Source organism: Rhodococcus triatomae, assembly GCF_014217785.1.
In the GTDB taxonomy this organism is placed as follows: Bacteria; Actinomycetota; Actinomycetes; order Mycobacteriales; family Mycobacteriaceae; genus Rhodococcus_F; species Rhodococcus_F triatomae.
In genome coordinates this window covers 1,853,314-1,870,123 of the sequence record NZ_CP048814.1, presented here as the reverse complement: position 1 = coordinate 1,870,123, position 16,810 = coordinate 1,853,314, and the positions used below count along the sequence as shown (strand labels likewise).

Sequence of the window (16,810 nt, the reverse complement as noted above, 5' to 3'; positions counted from 1 at the left end):
GCTGAGCTCCGCTCACAGTTGGCGCTGAGCTCCGCTCACAGTTGGCGCCGAGCTCCGCTCACAGTCGACGCAGCCGCCCGCCCCGCCGTCCGGCGTCGCGCATCCGGTCGAGCCAGCCGTCCTCGCCGGGAACGATTCCGGTGATCTCCCAGACGTCCTGTTCGTCGTAGCGCAGGCGTGCCGCGTGCCCGGCTTCGACGAGGGCTGCGGTGCTGCCGGTCTCGCCGAGCGCGAGCCGGGCGTCGCCGAGCAGCACCAGGGCCTCGTCCAGCGCCACCAGCAGGGCGTCCCGGTTGCCCTCGCACATCGCGCGCACCAGCGCCGGCGCGCTGCCCGCGACCCGGGTGCCGTCGCGGAATGATCCGGCGGCCAATCCCAGGGCGAGGGGGCCGCCGGCGTCGCCGGTGATCGCGAGCGTCTCCGCCAGGAGGTGGGGGAGGTGGGAGATGCGGGCGACCGCGCTGTCGTGCTCGGTGGATTCCGCCGGAACGACGACGGCGCCGCAGTCGAGCGCCAGTCGGGCGACCTGTGTCCAGATCGCGGGGTCCGTCCCGTCGTCGGTGCCGACCACCCAGACGGCCTCGCGGAACAGGTCGACCGTGCCGACACTCCATCCCGACGCGGACGTCCCCGCCATCGGGTGCCCGCCCACGTAGCGGTCGGCGAGCCCCGCTCGGGCCACCGCCTCCGCCACCTTGCCCTTGACGCTCACGACGTCGGTGACCGGGCAGTTCGGGGCGTGCTCGGCGATCGCGGCGAGGGTGGCGTCGACCGCGGGCATCGGCACCGAGATCACGATCAGTGCTGAGCTCTCCGACGCGCGGCGCAGTACCGCGACCAGATCGGACCCGGCGTCGAATCCGTCGTCTCGCGCGGCCCGTACCGATGCCTCGGAACGGTTGTAGCCCCAGGCGGTTCGCCCGGCTCGGACAGCTGCCCGCAACAGGGAACCGCCGATGAGACCGAGGCCGAGAACGCACACGTCAGGTGTGGAGGCAGATGCTGGCACCCCATCAGGTTGGCACATTCGTCTGTCGACTTCATTTAGCGGCGCCGAGCCAGCTACCGTAGCGCACATGGCTGCACAGCGCGCAGGGACAGGGAACGTCTCCTCCGACCGGGACGAGGATCTGGCAGGGTTCGGCGTCGCGGTCGTCCACGAGGACAACAAGTGGAGGGTGAAGGCCCTCGATGTCTCGGTCCTGGGGAGCCTGCGCACCGCCGAGCAGGAGCTCCGCGGGTTGCGTAGCGCGGGCGCGTTCTTCGGGCTGCTGGATGTCGACGACGAGTTCTTCGTCATTCTGCGGCCGGCGCCGTCGGGCACGCGGATGGTGCTCTCCGACGCCACTGCGGCCATCGACTACGACCTCGCGGCGGACGTGCTCGACGCGCTCGGCGTCGAGGTGCCCGACATCGACCCGGACGAGCTGGACGACGTCGAGCCCTGGGAGGAGGGCGATCTGACGCTCCTCGCGGACCTGGGTCTGCCGGAGCCGGTGCTCGCGGTGATCCTGTCCGAGACCGATCTGTACCCGGACGAGCAGCTGACGATGATCGCGCAGCGGCTGGGATTCGAGTCCGAGCTCGCGGCGGCAGTCGACACGTTGCAGCAGCGTTAGGCGCGGAGATGGCGCTCGAGGACGACGAGCGGATGATCCGGGTGGCCATCGAGGCGGCCCGTTCCGCCACCGACGCCGACGTCCCGGTCGGTGCGGCCATCTTCGATCCGGACGGATACGAGATCGCCCGTGCGGTGAACTCGCGGGAGGCGGATTCCGATCCGACCGCGCACGCGGAGATCCTCGCCCTGCGGTCGGCGGCGCGTTCCCACGGGGACGGCTGGCGGCTCGAGGGCACGACCCTCGCCGTCACCCTGGAACCGTGCACGATGTGTGCCGGAGCACTCGTCCTGGCGAGGGTGTCGCGGGTCATCTTCGGTGCGTGGGAGCCCAAGACCGGCGCCGTCGGTTCGCTGTGGGATGTGGTGCGTGACCAGCGGCTCACCCACCGCCCGCAGGTGCGCGGCGGCGTCCTCGAAGACCAGTGTGCGGCCCTGCTCGAGGACTTCTTCCGCGAGCGTCGCTGAGAGCGGCCTGAGAGAACCCTGCGATTCTTCCCGAAGGGGTGGCGAGGGCGCGTCGATCCGTGTTTCGGTGGTTGCAGGTGCCCGCTTCGGGCACCGCATCGAGATTCACGGAGGTATCTCATGGGAATCGAAGACAAGGCGCAGAACAAAGCCGAGGACGTCGGCGGCAAGATCAAAGAGGCTGCCGGCAGCGCGACCGGCGACGAGGACCTGAAGAACGAAGGCAAGGGCGACCAGGTCAAGTCCGGCTTCAAGGAAGCGGGCGAGAAGCTCAAGGACGCCGTGGACGATGTGAAGGACAAGTTCAAGTAGCGCCGTCCCGTTACCTCTCGAGGCCGCACCCGCGTACGACGCGGGTGCGGCCTCGTCGTATCCGTCCACACAGGCCCCGCTGTTTCCCCTCGATATGACGCCTACCTGCGGATTTCGACCTCGGCCCCGTTTCCGGTAAAGTCGCGGGCGGTGGCGTGTCCGAGCGGCCTAAGGAGCACGCCTCGAAAGCGTGTGACGGGTAACCCCCGTCCGAGGGTTCAAATCCCTCCGCCACCGCCATGAGCCCCTCACCTGTTTCGGCAGGTGAGGGGTTTTTCGTGCCCGCATCGAGTGGGCTACTCGGTCGCTGTGACCGCGTCCAGCTCGACGTCGGCCGGGGGTGGCGCGCGCTCTCCCGAACCACGGCGTCTCCGATTGTGGACATTGAAAGGTAGCTCACCGCCGCGGCCCGAGATGCAGAACGAGCAGTGGCTCGCCGAGAGGAACGCGGTACCTACGGCCGGGTACCGGCCGACGAACCATCTGCGACAAATCGGTGGGCTGTCCCCGCAGCGCCGGAGCCGCCGGACCTACGGCGATCTGATACCGTCTGACCACCTGATGTTCCGGTTCTGAACAAAAATGCGAGGCCTTCCCCCTCCCTGTCGAATTGAGGCTGTCGTGGCGCAACCCCGCCAACTCCACGCCCCTGTAGTCATCGGACCAGGCGAGGCTGCCGAGTACCTCCGTCAGATGGACATCCCAGTGGATGCCATTACGGAGGCGATGGCCGCGGGCGAGATTGCTGCCGGCAACATCACCAGCTTTCATCCCGTAACTGCCGCAGGGCTCGCGCGGTGGATCAGCGTTGTGGGCGTGCTTCGGGAGAGACTCGCGGACACCGAGTGGAGCCCGGACAACCCTCTGAACCGCCCGATTTCGAAGCACACTACCCGCGGATACACGCTGTCGACCGTGGGCGGCACCGACGCGACGGGGGTCGAGGACCATCCGCAGGGTCCGCTCGCGGCCAGGAGGAAGGGTAAGTCGACCGCTGAGGCGGTAAACAACACTCTGGCCCTGATCTCGGTGGAGACGCTTCGAGGGAGCCCGAAGCCGACGGTTGGTGAGACTCCACCCGAAGGCAACTGGTTCTTGGTCTACCACCGCACCAGAGATGAGGGGACACGACTCGAGGTGTCGTTACCCTCGGGGTTCGATGAGGAGGCCGGTCAGTTCACGGGATGGCAGGTCCGCGTGATTCTGCCGAGCTGGCAATCTGAGGACACCACCACCCGTCCACTCGATGTGGGAGGTCAGGATGTCGACTTCCATGTACGCGAGGTCAGCTAACTCGTACCTCGACCCCGACCGGATCCGTGTTGCTCGCATGCGGCGCGGTATGACCAAGGTCGACTTGGCGCGCAAGCTCTCGGTCACGCCTCGGACGATCACCAAGTACGAGGATGGGGGAGCACCGACAGCTGGTGCGGATGCGCTGGCCCAGGCGCTCGGCTTTCCGGTGAAGTACTTCTTCCGCGGAAACACTCCCTCGCTGGGTGTGGACGAGGTTCGTTTCCGGGCGGCCCGGAGGGCGACCGCACGTGAGCGTGACGCAGCGGTGGCCGCGGGGGTGTCCGGGGTCGAGATCGACGGATGGATATCGGCCAGATTCGTGCTGCCAGACATCGACGTCGTCCCGTTCGCCGGCGAGGCGCCGCGTGTGGCGGCACACCTTCTGCGCGGGATATGGGGCCTGGGGACGAAGCCGCTGCCCAACCTGGTGCAGCTGTGCGAGTCGCGAGGTATCAGGGTCTATACGCTGCCTGCCTTCGCGGACGCGGTCGATGCCTACTCGATATGGCGGGGAGGGGTGCCCTATGTGTTCCTCGCGCGCCGTAAGACTCCCGAGAGGATCCGGTTCGATCTCGCGCACGAACTGGGGCATCTCATCCTCCACAGCGACGAGGGGGAAGGGACGGCAGCCCAGGAGAGGGAGGCGGATGCGTTCGCGTCCGAGTTTCTGATCCCAGGTGCGAGTGTTGTCGAGTACATGCGTCGGAACCCGTCGGTCGACGAGATCTTGGACGTCCGGTCCGCTTTCAAGATCTCGGCCATGGCGTTGGCATTCGCCGCGCACAAGGCCGGTCGGATGTCCGATTGGGCCTATCGCCAGGCATGTATCGAGCTGTCGCAGCGCGGCTTCAGGAAGAGTGAGCCCGGTGGCATGGCGCAGTACGAGGTCTCGCGAGTGTTTCCCCAGGTACTCAACGAGAGTCGTTTCGGGGGCGCGCGGGCGATCGCGAATGGTCTCGATCTTCCGGTGGAAGACGTACATGCACTCACTTTCGGTGTCGAACTGAGGGCGGCCCAGCCGACAGAAGCAGTGCAGGGCACGGATCGCCGCCCGCAGACACGGCGTTTGCGAGTCGTATGAGATACCTCGGACCCACAGTCGTGTGGTCGGGGCTGTACGCGCACGTTCCTGACGATCCGCGCAGTCTGCAGTGTGTGCGGATGCCTGCAGCCTGCGCGGATGCAGCAGCTCGGGACGAACCTCCACTTTATATTCCTCAAATTACTTGCGCAGTGCGTACATATAGCGGAATATAACGAACTATGAGGATAGTTGAGGATATCGGCGTCGGGCGATCGGCGCTAGCAGGGGCTTCCGCGGCGGATGGGCATCGGGCATGACGGGCCCGGCGTCGCCGACGGATCCGGAGGTGCTGCGATCGGCGATGCGGGCCGACCTCGTCGCCGCGATGAAGGAGCGGCGGCGCGAGGTCGTCGCGGTGCTGCGCACGGCCCTCGCGGCCCTCGACGATGCCGAGGCCGTCGCGGCACCGGCCGCGCAGTCGTCGCCCGTCGCGGCACCGGCCGCGCAGTCGCCGGTGCAGGGCGGGCACGTTGCCGGTGCCCGGGTCGGTGTCGGGTCGACCGAGGTGGAGCGTCGGGTCCTGTCCCTCGCCGACGTCCGGGCCGTCCTGGAGGCGCAGATCGCCGAGCGCACGGTCGAGGCGGAGCGCTACGACACCTACGGGCAGCACGACGCCGCGAATCGGCTTCGGCGGGAAGCCGGCGTGCTCGGGGCGTATCTCGGGAGGTGAGTCCCGGGCCTGCGCCGCCGTTCTGCGCGACCCGTTACTCGACCCGTTACTGAGGGCAGCCTTTCCTGTCTGTTCAGGGCCGTGTTCGCGGGCTTACCGTGGAATCCGCGGGGACCGAAGACTTACCGACGATGCTCGGAGGATCTGATGACCACGATGGAAATGCCCCACGTCAGCGAATGTACGGTCAGCGACTGTTCGTACAACCACGACGGCTGTCACGCCTTCGCGATCAACGTGTCCGGCCACAACGGCAGCGCGGACTGCGGGACCTTCGTGCCGCTGTCGACCAAGGGCGGGCTCGACCGGGTGACGAGCATGGTCGGCGCCTGCCAGCGCGCCGATTGCGTGCACAACCGGGATCTCGAGTGCGCGGCCAGCGAGATCCGCGTCGGCGCGGGCGGGGATCACCACGCGCACTGCCTGACGTACCAGCCTTCGTAACGCACGACGTTGTCGGTGGGCGGCGCTAACGTCGACGCATGACGAGCACCGCGCACAATCCCGAAGGCTCCGAACCACCCGGCGTCGGCTTCGCGCACGCGACCCGTGCCACGGGCACCACCGTCATCCACCTGTCCGGCCAGGTCGGCGTCGACCAGTCGGGCACCGTGGCCGACGGGCTCGCGGCGCAGACCGAACAGGCTCTCGTGAACCTGGGTCGGGCACTCGAATCTGCAGGCGGCAGCATCGAGAACCTGGTCAGCGTCCGCTTCTACGTCGTGGACTGGGACCCGTCGAAGTTCGAGGCGCTGGGGGAGGGTGGCGCACGAGCGCGCAGCACCTACCTGTTCCCCGAAACCGCGGTCACGCTCGTCGGTGTGGCCGCGCTGTTCCTGCCCGAGCACCTCGTCGAGGTGGAGGGCGTCGCCGTCCTGCCCTGACGGGACGGTCTCATCCCTTCCGGGTGAAGAGTTCCGCGTCCACGGGGCCGCACGATGAGAACAGTCATCGTCGTGTGTCCTCGAGGAAGGAACCTTCATGAGCACCAGGTCCAGTTCCACCAGCGGAAGCCCGGTCCGGCAGGGAATCGCGATGGGGACGACCCTCGTCGCGGCCGCACTACTGCTCGTCGCGGGAATCGTCTCCCTGTTCCAGGGGATCGCGGCGGTCGCCTCCGACGAGATCTTCGTCGTCGGAATCGATTACACCTATGCCTTCGACGTCACGACGTGGGGCTGGATCCACATCGTCGTCGGGGTGTTGGTGATCATCGCGGCATTCGGTCTCATCACCGGGGCGACGTGGGCACGCGTGGCCGCCATCGTTCTCGCCTCGCTGTCGATCATCGCCAACTTCCTGTGGTTGCCGTACTACCCGTTGTGGGCGATTCTCGTGATCGCGCTCGACGTCGTGGTCATCTGGGCTGTTGCCACGTGGGATTCCGAAGCACTCTGACCCTCGGTCGATCGAGAGACAGGACGACGTCATGGGCCCCGTGATCGGAGACCTCCTTCCCCTCGCCGTCGGGGTGGCGGTATCTCCCGTCCCGATCATCGCGGCGATCCTGATGCTGCTGTCGCCGCGGGCGAAGTCCACCAGCGTGGGTTTCGCGGCCGGCTGGGTAGTCGGGATCGTCGTGGCGACGGTGATATTCGTGCTCCTCGGTGGTGCCGTCGGCCAGTCCGACGGCTCACCGTCGGCGCTCGCGTCGTGGATCAAGGTCGGGCTGGGTCTGCTGTTGCTGGCCGTCGGAATCCGCCAGTGGCGCGCTCGCAACGACAGTCACGACACACCCAAGTGGATGCAGGCCATCGACGAGATGACTGCGGCCAAGGGGTTCGGTCTGGCCTTCGTGCTCGCCGCGGTCAATCCCAAGAACCTGCTGATGGCTGCCGCTGCCGGTGTCACGATCGGGTCGGCGGCGCTCCCGGCAGGGGAGGCGACGATTGCGGTGGCCGTGTTCGTCGTCATCGCCGCCGTGTCCGTCGTTCTCCCCGTGATCGGCTATCTGGTTGCGGCCGATCGCCTTCGGCGCCCACTGTCCGAGTTGAAGGAATGGCTCCAGGTGCACAACACCGCCGTGATGGGCGTGCTCGTGCTGGTCATCGGTGTGGTGCTGATCGGCAAGGGAATCGCCGGTCTGTGACTGTCCTTTGCGTCGAAGTGCTCACCGGGAGAACAGTTCCCGGAGTCTGCGTTCCTGCGATCGGGTGAGGTTGGTGGACATGAGCTCGCCGTTCTGTCCGGCGAACTCCTCCCGGACCCGATCCAGGACGGCGTCGCTGGACAGCACGAACAGGGCGGAGCTTCCCGGAGTGATCTTCTCTCGGGTGTCGGCGATGAACTGATCGTCGATCCCCAAGTGTTGCAGTGGGTTCGCGTGCGCACCCAGCCCCACACCCAGGGCGTTGCGTACCGGGAAGAGGAACAGGGTGGTCACGAACTGGGCCCAGAACGATCCGCCCAGGAGTCCCACCTCGGACAGCGTCTGGACGCGCCTGGTGGTCGGGGCATCGGATCCCTCCGGCCAGGAGACGACGGCGGCATCGTGCACGTCGATGAGGCGTTGCCGTTCGAGATCCTCGAGGGTGGATGCAGCGGTGTCCGCTCCCGTCGGAGACACGAACTGCCACACCGTGAGTGTCTCTCCCATGGTTCCTCCCCGTTCGTCGATGCCGGTGGTGAGGTCGAAGGCTCAGTCGTGTCGCGGCGTGAAGTCGAAATAGGTGCTCTCCTCACCCGGGACGTCGATGTCCTTGTGGGTGAAGGCCAGGCCCTGGTCGTCGAAGAGGTCGAGCCATTCGTCCCACGGAATGTGCTCGATGTCCTCGCTGGAGGCGCCACCGGTGAAGTCGAGCCGGAGTACACCGCCGCCACCTTGGGCCTCGGCCGCGGGGACTCGGGCGGGTGCTCCGTCGCGTGCCTCGACCCACGCGCGGATCTCGTCGTGATCGGTGGTGGTTCGCGGTGTCGACATCGTGACGCTCCATCCCTGGCAGCACGGGTGCGGTTCCCACTAGCCTTGCATTCATGAGGAAGCTGTGGTGGTTGATCGGGGCACTCGCCGTTCTCGCCCTGCTCGTCGTGGCCGGTCCGTGGGTCTACGGCCAGTTCATCGCGGAGGACGACGACCCCGCGGCGACGGTGTCCACGGAGGGCGCCGAGGCGGCCGGCGGTGAGGCCGAGGGACAGTGGGTCGTCGACGCAGGGGTGGCTCCGAACGAGACCTCGGCCGGATACACGGTGCACGAGATCCTCAACGGCGCCTCGGTCACCGTCGTGGGGTCGACCGCGCAGGTGAACGGCTCGGCCACCGTGGAGGGCACCGCGGTCACCGCGGGCGAGATCACGGTGAACGTCGCCTCGATCACCACCGACGAGTCCCGGCGTGACTCCTACTTCCGGGACAACGTCATGGACGTCGAGCAGCACCCGACGGCCACCTTCACCCTCGACCAGCCGGTCGACGTCTCGTCGGTTCCGGACGACGGCACGATCGGCACCGTCACGATGAACGGCACCCTGACGTTGAAAGGTGAATCCCGGCCCGTCACGGTGGAGACGGACGTGCTGCGGACCGGCGAGCGGATCGTGGTCTCCGGCAGTATCCCCGTCACCTGGTCCGACTACGGGGTGACACCGCCGTCCCTGGGGTTCGTGTCCGTGGACGGGAACGGCTCGGTCGACTTCCTCGTCAGCCTCGACCGTCGCTGAGGTCGCGCTCGCTCGAGTGTGCGGGTTTCCCTTGGCAATTCCCCATCGAAATGATAGGAATTGGGCGTGCACATCACCGCCCGAGTGGACTATGCGGTCCGCGCTCTGATCGAACTGGCCTCCGCGGGTCCGAGGCCGGTCAAGGCCGAGTTCCTCGCGGGCGCGCAATCCATCCCGCACAAGTTCCTCGAGGCGGTCCTCGCGGATCTGCGCCGAGGCGGGCTCGTGGCCAGTAGGCGCGGGCCGGAGGGCGGCTACTGGTTGTCCCGCCCGGCGGCGGAGATCAGCATCGCCGACGTCATCCGTACGGTAGAGGGTCCGTTGGCTTCCGTGCGTGGTGAGCGTCCCGAGGACGTGCGCTACAGCGGTCCGGCCGCCGGTCTCGAGGACGTGTGGATCGCGGTGCGGGTCAATCTGCGTGCGGTGCTCGAGAACGTCACGCTCGCCGACGTGGCGGAGGCGCACCTGCCCGAGTTCGTCGCCGAGCTCACGGCCGACCCGGGTGCCTGGGAGCGTCGCCGAGCCACGGTCTGAACCGTGCGCGTGACTGCAGCCACAACGACGGCCGAGTGTGGGCAAGCCCATAATATTTCCTGACTCTGCAAAATTGCAGAGCTCTGCACCGTCTGTACGCTCGATGTGGTGACTTCCGATATCGGATTGCGGGACCGCAAGAAGGCGGCCACCCGTACCGCGCTGGCCGACGCGGCCGCTCATCTCGTCCTGACCCTGGGCGTGGAGGGTGCCACCGCGGAAGCCATCGCCGACCGGGCAGGCGTCTCCGTGCGCACGTTCCACAACTACTTCTCCGGCAAGGAGGAGGCCGTACTCGCGCACTTCGAAGCGCAGGTGCACGGCTGGGTGGATGCTCTCCGTGCCCGGCCGGTGGGCGAGCCCATCTGGGATTCGCTCGAGCGCCTGGTGCTCGACATCGTGACCGATCCCGAGCGCCCGCTCGAGGACACCCACGCCATGATGGAGATCGTCGACTTCAGCCCCTCCTTGCTGGTCAAGAAGCAGGAGATGCACCAGCGCATCGGGCGGTTGATCGCTCAGGCCATCGCCGAGCGGACCGGCACCGATCCCGACCGGGACCTCTATCCCACCCTGCTCCACCTCGCGGTCGGTGCCGCCTGCAAGGGCGCACTCGAGCTCTGGTTCGACGGCGCCACCGAGGCGGCGAACCCCGGCGAACTCGTCCGGGACGCGTTCGCGCAACTGCGTGCCGGGCTTCCGGAGCCCGGCACAGCCCCGAGCACACCGGCCACAGCCCCGAGCACACCGAACACCGGTGACACCGAACACCGGTAACACCCAAGCCCTGTAACACCACACCCGAGGAGCCTCTGGATGGCGACGTATCTCTACCGGATGGGCAAGTTCGCCTACCGGCGCAAAGGCGTGGTTCTGGCCGCCTGGCTGGCACTGCTCATACTGATGGGGGTCGGCGCTGCCACCCTGTCCGGCCCCACCAAGGACACGTTCTCGATTCCGGGAACTCCCGCGCAGCAGGCGCAGGATCTGATGGCGGAGCGGTTCCCCGAGGCCGCGGGCAGCGACCCGATGAGCGCGCTCGGTGCGCGGTACGTCTTCGCCGCCCCCGACGGGCAGACGCTCGACTCTCCGGAGAACCAGGCCGCCATGGACGAGGTCCTGGCCCAGGTGCGTCAGATCGACCAGGTCCAGGACGTCGCGAAGGCCGAGCCCACCGAGGCCGGCCCTCCCGGTGCCCTGGTGAACCCGGTCGTCGCCGACGCCCAGCTGACCGCCATGGCCGAGGGGCAGGCGCAGGAGCAGGGCAGCCCCGCCGAGGTGGCGGTCGACAACGCTCGCGCCCTGTCGCCGCTCAACGAGGACAAGACCGTCGGGTACGTCCAGGTGCCGTTCGACGGCGACTTCTCGGACGTGACCTCGGAGCTCAAGGACGAGGTCACCGCTGCCGCGGACGTTGCCCGTGACGCCGGCCTGACCGTCCAGATCAGCGGCTCCGTCGCACAGGACGCCGAGATGCCGGGCGGCACCGCCGAGCTGATCGGCCTGGCCGTCGCCGCAGTCGTCCTCATCCTCACCTTCGGGTCGCTGGTCGCGGCCGGGCTCCCGCTGCTCACCGCGATCATCGGAATCTCGATCGGCAGCCTCGGTATCACCGTCGCCACCGGCTTCATGGACCTGGGATCGATGACGCCGACCCTGGCGATCATGATCGGTCTGGCCGTCGCGATCGACTACTCGTTGTTCATCGTCTCGCGGTTCAAACACGAACTGACCGTGACGCAGGACCGGGCCGAGGCCGCCGGCAGGGCGGTCGGTACCGCGGGCTCGGCGGTCGTCTTCGCCGGTCTCACCGTCATCATCGCGCTGTTGGCCCTGCGTGTCGTCGGTATCCCGTTCCTCACCGACATGGGTCTCGCCGCGGCGTTCACCGTGTTCATCGCCGTACTCATCGCGATCACGCTGCTGCCCGGCATCCTCGGGCTGTTCGGGCGTAAGGCGTTCGCCGGCAAGGTGCCGTTCCTTCCCCAGCGTGACCTCGAGGACGACGCCGAGGGCGGGAAGAAGAACATCGCCCTGCGCTACGCCGAGGCCGTGGTGCGCCGCCCGCTGGTGCCGCTGATCGCGGGCGTGCTGCTGCTGGTGCTCGTCGCCCTCCCGGCATCCGCACTGCGGCTGGCGCTGCCGACGGAAGCGACCGGCGACCCCGCCACCAGTTCCCGGCAGGCCTACGACCTCGTCGAGGAGGGCTTCGGGCCCGGCAAGAACGGCCCGCTGCTCGTCGTCGCAGACGCCCGGGATGCGAACCTGCCCGCCGAGGAGGCATTCGGTGAGGTCGTCGGCCTCATCTCGGCGGAGGACGACGTCCTCAACGCGCAGATCGTCGCCGTGAACGAGGCGGGCGACACCGCGCAGATCATGGTCACGCCGCGCAGCGGACCGAGCGAGCAGGGCACGATGGACCTGGTCGACAGCATCCGCGGCGCGGAGGCGGAACTGGCCGAGTCGACCGGGGTGAGCTTCGGTGTGACGGGGCAGACGGCGATGGAACTCGACGTCTCGGAACGCCTTCTCGACGCACTCGTGCCCTATCTCGCCGTCGTCGTGGGCCTGGCGTTCATCCTGCTGCTGCTGGTGTTCCGATCCATTCTGGTCCCGCTCACCGCGGCCCTGGGATTCCTGCTCTCGATCGTCGCCACCTTCGGTGCCACGGTCGCGATCTTCCAGGAGGGCTGGGGCGGCCTCATCGCCAATCCGCAGCCGATCGTCAGCTTCATGCCGATCTTCCTCATCGGCGTCGTCTTCGGTCTCGCGATGGACTACCAGGTGTTCCTGGTCACCCGTATGCGCGAGGAGTACGTCCACGGGGCGTCCGCGAAGAAGGCCGTCGCGATCGGCTTCAACCACGGCGCCCGGGTGGTGAGCGCGGCGGCGGTCATCATGATCTCGGTGTTCGCGGCGTTCATCTTCGAGTCGAACGCCCTGATCAAGTCGATGGGCTTCGCGCTCGCCGCGGCCGTGTTCTTCGACGCCTTCATCGTCCGCATGGTCATCATCCCCTCGGTGATGGCGTTCCTCGGCGACAAGGCGTGGTGGCTGCCCAAGTGGCTGGACAAGATCCTCCCGAACGTCGACATCGAGGGCGAGAAGCTGCGTCAGCTCCTCCCCGAGGAAGAGCGTAAGGAGGAGGTCGCGGTCGGCTCCCCGGGCTGACCCGTCCACCGCCGAAGAGCCCCGTCCGAATCCGGATGGGGCTCTTCGCGTTCTCCGGTGCGACCGGATCGGGAAATGCGGGCGACGGCGTCGGTTGCCGTTGGTAACTTCGAGAACCATGAGCAACGATCGCGCGGCGAGGGGCAACTGTCGGGCCGTGTGCCCATGTTGATCCGGTTGATGGCCGAGTTCCTGCGCCCGTATCGCCGGGAGCTCGCCGTCGTGGTCGTATTGCAGTTCGTGGCCACCGCCGCTGCCCTGTACCTTCCCGCGCTCAATGCGCAGCTCATCGACGACGGCGTCACCCGCGGGGACATCGGCTACATCGTCTCGACCGGAGGCGTGATGCTCGCGGTCAGCGTGTTGCAGATCGTCTGCTCGGTCGGCTCGGTGTACTTCGGGGCGCGCGCCGCGATGGGATTCGGCCGCGACGTGCGACAGGCCGTCATGCATCGGGTGGGGACGTTCTCCGCTCGCGAGGTGGGCCGGTTCGGTGCCCCGTCGCTGATCACCCGCAACACCAACGACGTGCAGCAGGTGCAGATGCTGGTGGTCATGAGCGCCACCATCCTGGTGATGGCCCCCATCATGTGCATCGGCGGCATCGTGATGGCGGTGCGCGAGGACGGGGGACTGGCGCTCGTCCTCACCGCCACGGTGCCGGTGCTGGCGCTGACGATGACGCTGATCATCGCCCGGATGGTGCCGGCGTTCCGGCAGATGCAGGAGCGTATCGACGGCGTCAACCGGGTCCTGCGCGAGCAGATCACCGGCATCCGGGTGGTGCGCGCGTTCGTGCGCGAACGCAGCGAGATGCAGCGCTTCGCGGTGGCCAACGACGAGCTCACCGACACCGCGCTGCGAGTCGGACGATTGACGGCACTGATGTTCCCGGCCGTGATGGTGATCGCGAACGTCACCAGCGTCGCCGTGATCTGGTTCGGCGGGCACCGGATCGAGGACGGGCACATGCAGGTCGGCTCGCTCACCGCGATGCTGAGCTACATCATGCAGATCCTCATGTCGGTGATGATGGCGTCGTTCATCGCGATGATGGCGCCCCGTGCGGCCGTCTGCGCCGAACGGATCTGCGAGGTCCTCGGCACCGAGTCGTCGGTCGTGCCACCGGCCGATCCCGTCACCGTGATGGAGCAGCCCGGCCTGGTGGAACTGCGCGGTGCCCAGTTCCGCTTCCCCGGGGCGGAAGAACCGGTGTTGCGGGACATCACCTTCCGTGCCGAACCCGGGAAGACCACCGCGATCATCGGCGGCACCGGATCCGGGAAGACGACGCTGCTCAACCTGATCCCCCGCCTCGTCGACGCCACCGAGGGGCAGGTTCTGGTCTCCGGCACCGACGTACGCGCACTGGACGCGGACCTGCTCCGCTCGCACATCGGGCTCGTCCCGCAGCGGCCCTACCTGTTCTCCGGGACGGTGGCGACCAATCTGCGGTACGGCAACCCCGACGCCACCGACGAGGAACTGTGGAGCGCCCTGGAGATCGCTCAGGCCGCCGATTTCGTGCGGGTGATGCCGGAAGGCCTGGACACTCCCGTCTCGCAGGGCGGCACCACGGTGTCCGGCGGTCAGCGGCAGCGTCTCGCGATCGCGCGGGCGCTCGTGCGCCGGCCGTCGATCTACCTGTTCGACGACGCGTTCTCGGCGCTCGACCTCACCACCGACGCGCGGCTGCGGGCCGCGCTCGCCCCGGTGACGGGGGACTCGTGCGTCATCGTCGTGGCCCAGCGGGTGTCCACCATCATCGACGCCGATCAGATCGTCGTTCTCGAGGACGGCGAGATCGTCGGAGTCGGCACACACGAGGAACTACTCGTGACCTGCCCGTGTTATGCCGAGATCGTCGAGTCCCAGCGATCGGTGGAGGAGGCTCGATGACCGACACCGGCGAGACCGGACCCGGCGGGGACGCCGGACACAGCGGGGACGCCGCCACCGGACACAGCGGGGACACCGCCACCGGACACAGCGGGGACACCGGGGACCGCCCGGCTGCTCCGCCGATCCCCGCGGGACCGCGCGGGCCCATGGGGGCACAACCCGGCGCGAAGGCGGAAGCACTGTGGCCGTCGACGAAGCGGTTGCTGGGCCGGTTGGCGCCGCACAAGGCGATGGTGTGGGCGGTCCTCACCGTCTCCGCGGCGTCCGTCGTCCTCATGGCGATCGCGCCGCGGATGCTCGGGCAGGCCACCAACTACATCTTCGACGGGGTGATCGGCAGTCAGCTGCCTGCGGGCCAGACCAAGGATCAGGCGATCGACGGGCTCCGTGCGCAGGGCCAGGACACTTTCGCGGACATGGTGTCCGGCATGGCCGTCGTCCCCGGCGTGGGTATCGATTTCGGGGCGGTGGCCCGAGTCCTCGGCATCGTGCTCGCGCTGTACGTGGGCTCGTCCGTGCTCGCCTGGCTGGCGGGATACCTGCTCAACATCGTGGTGCAGGCGACGATGCGGTCGTTGCGCGCCGACGTGGAGCGGAAGATCCACCGGCTTCCGTTGCGCTACTTCGACACCCATGCCCGCGGGGATCTGCTCAGTCGGGTCACCAACGACATCGACAACGTCTCGCAGGCGATGCAGCAGACGATGAGTCAGCTGATCCAGTCCGTGCTGTCGGTGCTGGCGATCCTCACCATGATGGTCGTCATCTCGCCGCTGCTCGCACTGATCGCGGTGCTCACCGTTCCGCTGTCCGTCCTGGTGACCACGTTGATCGCTCGCAGGTCCAAGCGGCACTTCGTCGGTCAGTGGCGGTCCACCGGCCTGGTCAACGCCCAGGTCGAGGAGGCGTTCACCGGCCATCAACTGGTGACCGTGTTCGGTCGGAGCCGGGAGGTGGAGGCCCGGTTCCAGGAGCAGAACGAGAAGCTCTACCAGTCCAGCTATCGGGCGCAGTTCATCTCCGGCATGGTGATGCCCGCGATCATGTTCCTGGGCAACCTCAATTTCGTCGCCGTCGCGGTGATCGGCGGAATGCGGGTGGCCTCCGGAACGATGAGTCTCGGTGACGTGCAGGCTTTCATCCAGTACTCGCGGCAGTTCACCCAGCCGCTCACCCAGATCGGGGCGATGGTGAACGTGCTGCAGTCCGGGGTCGCCTCCGCCGAGCGGGTCTTCGCCGTGCTCGACGAGGAGGAGGAGTCGCCGGACGCGGCGGACGCCCCCAGGCCCGGCGCGGCGCGGGGGCGCGTCGAGTTCGACGACGTGTCCTTCCGGTACAAGCCGGCCGTTCCGCTCATCGAGCATCTCTCGCTGGTCGCCGAGCCCGGGCAGACGGTCGCGATCGTGGGCCCCACGGGGGCGGGCAAGACCACGCTGGTGAACCTGATCCTGCGTTTCTACGAGCTCGATTCCGGCCGGATTCTTCTCGACGGGGTGGACATCGCGCGGATGACGCGCGACGATCTGCGGTCCCGGGTCGGGATGGTGCTGCAGGATGCCTGGCTGTTCGGGGGCACCATCCGCGACAACATCGCCTACGGCAAGCCGGGCGCGACGGAGGAGGAGATCCTCGCGGCGGCGCGGATCAGTTACGTGGACCGATTCGTGCATTCGCTGCCCGACGGGTACGACACGGTCATCGACGAGGAGGGCGGCAACATCAGCGCCGGGGAGAAGCAGCTGATCACCATTGCCCGTGCCTTCATCGCGCAGCCGTCCCTGCTGATCCTCGACGAGGCCACCAGCTCGGTGGACACGCGCACCGAACTATTGGTCCAGCAGGCCACCGCGGTGCTCCGCAGCGACCGCACGAGCTTCGTGATCGCACACCGGCTGTCGACGATCCGCGACGCGGATCTCATCGTGGTGATGGAGGAGGGGCGCATCGTCGAGCAGGGCTCGCACGACCAGTTGCTGGCCGCGGAAGGCGCGTACTTCCGGCTCTACAACAGCCAGTTCGTCGGAGCGGACATCTGACGATGCCGCGGTGATGGTAACCGCAGTGTTGCTGCCAGGTCAATAGTTTGAATCATGTTGAT

Annotated in this window: 19 protein-coding genes and 1 tRNA gene; 17 read left to right on the top strand and 3 right to left on the bottom strand. The window is 67.7% G+C overall.

What is annotated here, in order from left to right; translation table 11 throughout:
* Positions 1-58: 58 nt before the first annotated feature.
* A complete protein-coding gene (locus G4H71_RS08805) occupies positions 59-1,027 on the bottom strand; it encodes a prephenate dehydrogenase (RefSeq protein WP_072737404.1) in 969 nt (322 codons plus the stop codon).
* Positions 1,028-1,076: 49 nt separating this feature from the next.
* Between G4H71_RS08805 and G4H71_RS08800 the strand changes: the two genes are divergently transcribed.
* The 11 genes from G4H71_RS08800 (at position 1,077) to G4H71_RS08750 (ending at position 7,537) form a co-directional block, all read left to right on the top strand.
* Positions 1,077-1,619, top strand: coding sequence for a tRNA adenosine deaminase-associated protein (locus G4H71_RS08800; protein ID WP_072737403.1), 543 nt, complete (start codon positions 1,077-1,079; stop codon positions 1,617-1,619).
* Between the two features lie 8 nt (positions 1,620-1,627).
* Complete coding sequence (locus G4H71_RS08795; protein WP_072737402.1) at positions 1,628-2,086, top strand: nucleoside deaminase; 459 nt, start codon at positions 1,628-1,630, stop codon at positions 2,084-2,086.
* A gap of 120 nt (positions 2,087-2,206) precedes the next feature.
* Positions 2,207-2,398, top strand: coding sequence for a CsbD family protein (locus tag G4H71_RS08790; RefSeq protein ID WP_072737401.1), 192 nt, complete (start codon positions 2,207-2,209; stop codon positions 2,396-2,398).
* 149 nt (positions 2,399-2,547) lie between these two features.
* Positions 2,548-2,638 (top strand) — tRNA-Ser (locus G4H71_RS08785).
* A gap of 453 nt (positions 2,639-3,091) precedes the next feature.
* Positions 3,092-3,691, top strand: coding sequence for a hypothetical protein (locus tag G4H71_RS08780; protein ID WP_139183239.1), 600 nt, complete (start codon positions 3,092-3,094; stop codon positions 3,689-3,691).
* Positions 3,660-4,775 carry an XRE family transcriptional regulator gene (locus tag G4H71_RS08775; protein ID WP_185280463.1) on the top strand — a complete coding sequence of 372 codons (1,116 nt, stop codon included), beginning with the start codon at positions 3,660-3,662 and terminating at the stop codon, positions 4,773-4,775. The genes G4H71_RS08780 and G4H71_RS08775 overlap by 32 nt, the downstream gene beginning before the upstream one ends.
* A gap of 256 nt (positions 4,776-5,031) precedes the next feature.
* The gene (locus G4H71_RS08770; protein ID WP_072737398.1) at positions 5,032-5,448 is read left to right on the top strand and encodes a hypothetical protein; all 417 of its coding nucleotides are present in this window, start codon (positions 5,032-5,034) and stop codon (positions 5,446-5,448) included.
* 147 nt (positions 5,449-5,595) lie between these two features.
* Positions 5,596-5,892: a DUF1540 domain-containing protein gene (locus tag G4H71_RS08765; protein ID WP_072737397.1), complete on the top strand. Its 297-nt coding sequence runs from the start codon at positions 5,596-5,598 to the stop codon at positions 5,890-5,892.
* Positions 5,893-5,930: 38 nt separating this feature from the next.
* Entirely contained in the window at positions 5,931-6,332 is a 402-nt protein-coding gene (locus tag G4H71_RS08760) for a RidA family protein (protein ID WP_072737396.1), read from the top strand.
* A gap of 97 nt (positions 6,333-6,429) precedes the next feature.
* Positions 6,430-6,846, top strand: coding sequence for a DUF7144 family membrane protein (locus G4H71_RS08755; RefSeq protein ID WP_072737395.1), 417 nt, complete (start codon positions 6,430-6,432; stop codon positions 6,844-6,846).
* Positions 6,847-6,877: 31 nt separating this feature from the next.
* Positions 6,878-7,537 (top strand): GAP family protein, encoded by a 660-nt coding sequence (locus G4H71_RS08750; RefSeq protein ID WP_072737394.1) that lies wholly within the window; start codon positions 6,878-6,880, stop codon positions 7,535-7,537.
* Positions 7,538-7,558: 21 nt separating this feature from the next.
* On the opposite strand, the gene G4H71_RS08745 is transcribed toward G4H71_RS08750, so the two are convergent.
* Positions 7,559-8,044 carry a DUF1269 domain-containing protein gene (locus G4H71_RS08745; protein WP_072737393.1) on the bottom strand — a complete coding sequence of 162 codons (486 nt, stop codon included), beginning with the start codon at positions 8,042-8,044 and terminating at the stop codon, positions 7,559-7,561.
* Between the two features lie 42 nt (positions 8,045-8,086).
* Positions 8,087-8,368: a hypothetical protein gene (locus G4H71_RS08740; RefSeq protein ID WP_072737392.1), complete on the bottom strand. Its 282-nt coding sequence runs from the start codon at positions 8,366-8,368 to the stop codon at positions 8,087-8,089.
* A gap of 53 nt (positions 8,369-8,421) precedes the next feature.
* Between G4H71_RS08740 and G4H71_RS08735 the strand changes: the two genes are divergently transcribed.
* From G4H71_RS08735 to G4H71_RS08710, 6 genes are all read left to right on the top strand, one after another.
* Positions 8,422-9,105 carry a YceI family protein gene (locus tag G4H71_RS08735; protein WP_072737391.1) on the top strand — a complete coding sequence of 228 codons (684 nt, stop codon included), beginning with the start codon at positions 8,422-8,424 and terminating at the stop codon, positions 9,103-9,105.
* Between the two features lie 66 nt (positions 9,106-9,171).
* The gene (locus G4H71_RS08730) at positions 9,172-9,639 is read left to right on the top strand and encodes an RrF2 family transcriptional regulator (RefSeq protein ID WP_072737390.1); all 468 of its coding nucleotides are present in this window, start codon (positions 9,172-9,174) and stop codon (positions 9,637-9,639) included.
* Between the two features lie 108 nt (positions 9,640-9,747).
* Positions 9,748-10,416 carry a TetR/AcrR family transcriptional regulator gene (locus G4H71_RS08725; protein WP_083343039.1) on the top strand — a complete coding sequence of 223 codons (669 nt, stop codon included), beginning with the start codon at positions 9,748-9,750 and terminating at the stop codon, positions 10,414-10,416.
* Positions 10,417-10,455: 39 nt separating this feature from the next.
* The gene (locus G4H71_RS08720) at positions 10,456-12,810 is read left to right on the top strand and encodes an MMPL family transporter (RefSeq protein ID WP_072737388.1); all 2,355 of its coding nucleotides are present in this window, start codon (positions 10,456-10,458) and stop codon (positions 12,808-12,810) included.
* Between the two features lie 165 nt (positions 12,811-12,975).
* Complete coding sequence (locus tag G4H71_RS08715; protein WP_072737387.1) at positions 12,976-14,709, top strand: ABC transporter ATP-binding protein; 1,734 nt, start codon at positions 12,976-12,978, stop codon at positions 14,707-14,709.
* Between the two features lie 149 nt (positions 14,710-14,858).
* Entirely contained in the window at positions 14,859-16,748 is a 1,890-nt protein-coding gene (locus G4H71_RS08710; protein WP_139183244.1) for an ABC transporter ATP-binding protein, read from the top strand.
* Positions 16,749-16,810: the final 62 nt, after the last annotated feature.

Excerpts from the sequence above, each read along its gene's own strand:
- G4H71_RS08805 (WP_072737404.1), bottom strand. The coding sequence starts at position 1,027 with ATGTGCCAACCTGATGGGGTGCCAGCATCTGCCTCCACACCTGACGTG.
- G4H71_RS08800 (WP_072737403.1), top strand. The coding sequence starts at position 1,077 with ATGGCTGCACAGCGCGCAGGGACAGGGAACGTCTCCTCCGACCGGGAC.
- G4H71_RS08795 (WP_072737402.1), top strand. The coding sequence starts at position 1,628 with ATGGCGCTCGAGGACGACGAGCGGATGATCCGGGTGGCCATCGAGGCG.
- G4H71_RS08790 (WP_072737401.1), top strand. The coding sequence starts at position 2,207 with ATGGGAATCGAAGACAAGGCGCAGAACAAAGCCGAGGACGTCGGCGGC.
- G4H71_RS08780 (WP_139183239.1), top strand. The coding sequence starts at position 3,092 with ATGGACATCCCAGTGGATGCCATTACGGAGGCGATGGCCGCGGGCGAG.
- G4H71_RS08775 (WP_185280463.1), top strand. The coding sequence starts at position 3,660 with ATGTCGACTTCCATGTACGCGAGGTCAGCTAACTCGTACCTCGACCCC.
- G4H71_RS08770 (WP_072737398.1), top strand. The coding sequence starts at position 5,032 with ATGACGGGCCCGGCGTCGCCGACGGATCCGGAGGTGCTGCGATCGGCG.
- G4H71_RS08765 (WP_072737397.1), top strand. The coding sequence starts at position 5,596 with ATGACCACGATGGAAATGCCCCACGTCAGCGAATGTACGGTCAGCGAC.
- G4H71_RS08760 (WP_072737396.1), top strand. The coding sequence starts at position 5,931 with ATGACGAGCACCGCGCACAATCCCGAAGGCTCCGAACCACCCGGCGTC.
- G4H71_RS08755 (WP_072737395.1), top strand. The coding sequence starts at position 6,430 with ATGAGCACCAGGTCCAGTTCCACCAGCGGAAGCCCGGTCCGGCAGGGA.
- G4H71_RS08750 (WP_072737394.1), top strand. The coding sequence starts at position 6,878 with ATGGGCCCCGTGATCGGAGACCTCCTTCCCCTCGCCGTCGGGGTGGCG.
- G4H71_RS08745 (WP_072737393.1), bottom strand. The coding sequence starts at position 8,044 with ATGGGAGAGACACTCACGGTGTGGCAGTTCGTGTCTCCGACGGGAGCG.
- G4H71_RS08740 (WP_072737392.1), bottom strand. The coding sequence starts at position 8,368 with ATGTCGACACCGCGAACCACCACCGATCACGACGAGATCCGCGCGTGG.
- G4H71_RS08735 (WP_072737391.1), top strand. The coding sequence starts at position 8,422 with ATGAGGAAGCTGTGGTGGTTGATCGGGGCACTCGCCGTTCTCGCCCTG.
- G4H71_RS08720 (WP_072737388.1), top strand. The coding sequence starts at position 10,456 with ATGGCGACGTATCTCTACCGGATGGGCAAGTTCGCCTACCGGCGCAAA.
- G4H71_RS08715 (WP_072737387.1), top strand. The coding sequence starts at position 12,976 with ATGTTGATCCGGTTGATGGCCGAGTTCCTGCGCCCGTATCGCCGGGAG.
- G4H71_RS08710 (WP_139183244.1), top strand. The coding sequence starts at position 14,859 with ATGGGGGCACAACCCGGCGCGAAGGCGGAAGCACTGTGGCCGTCGACG.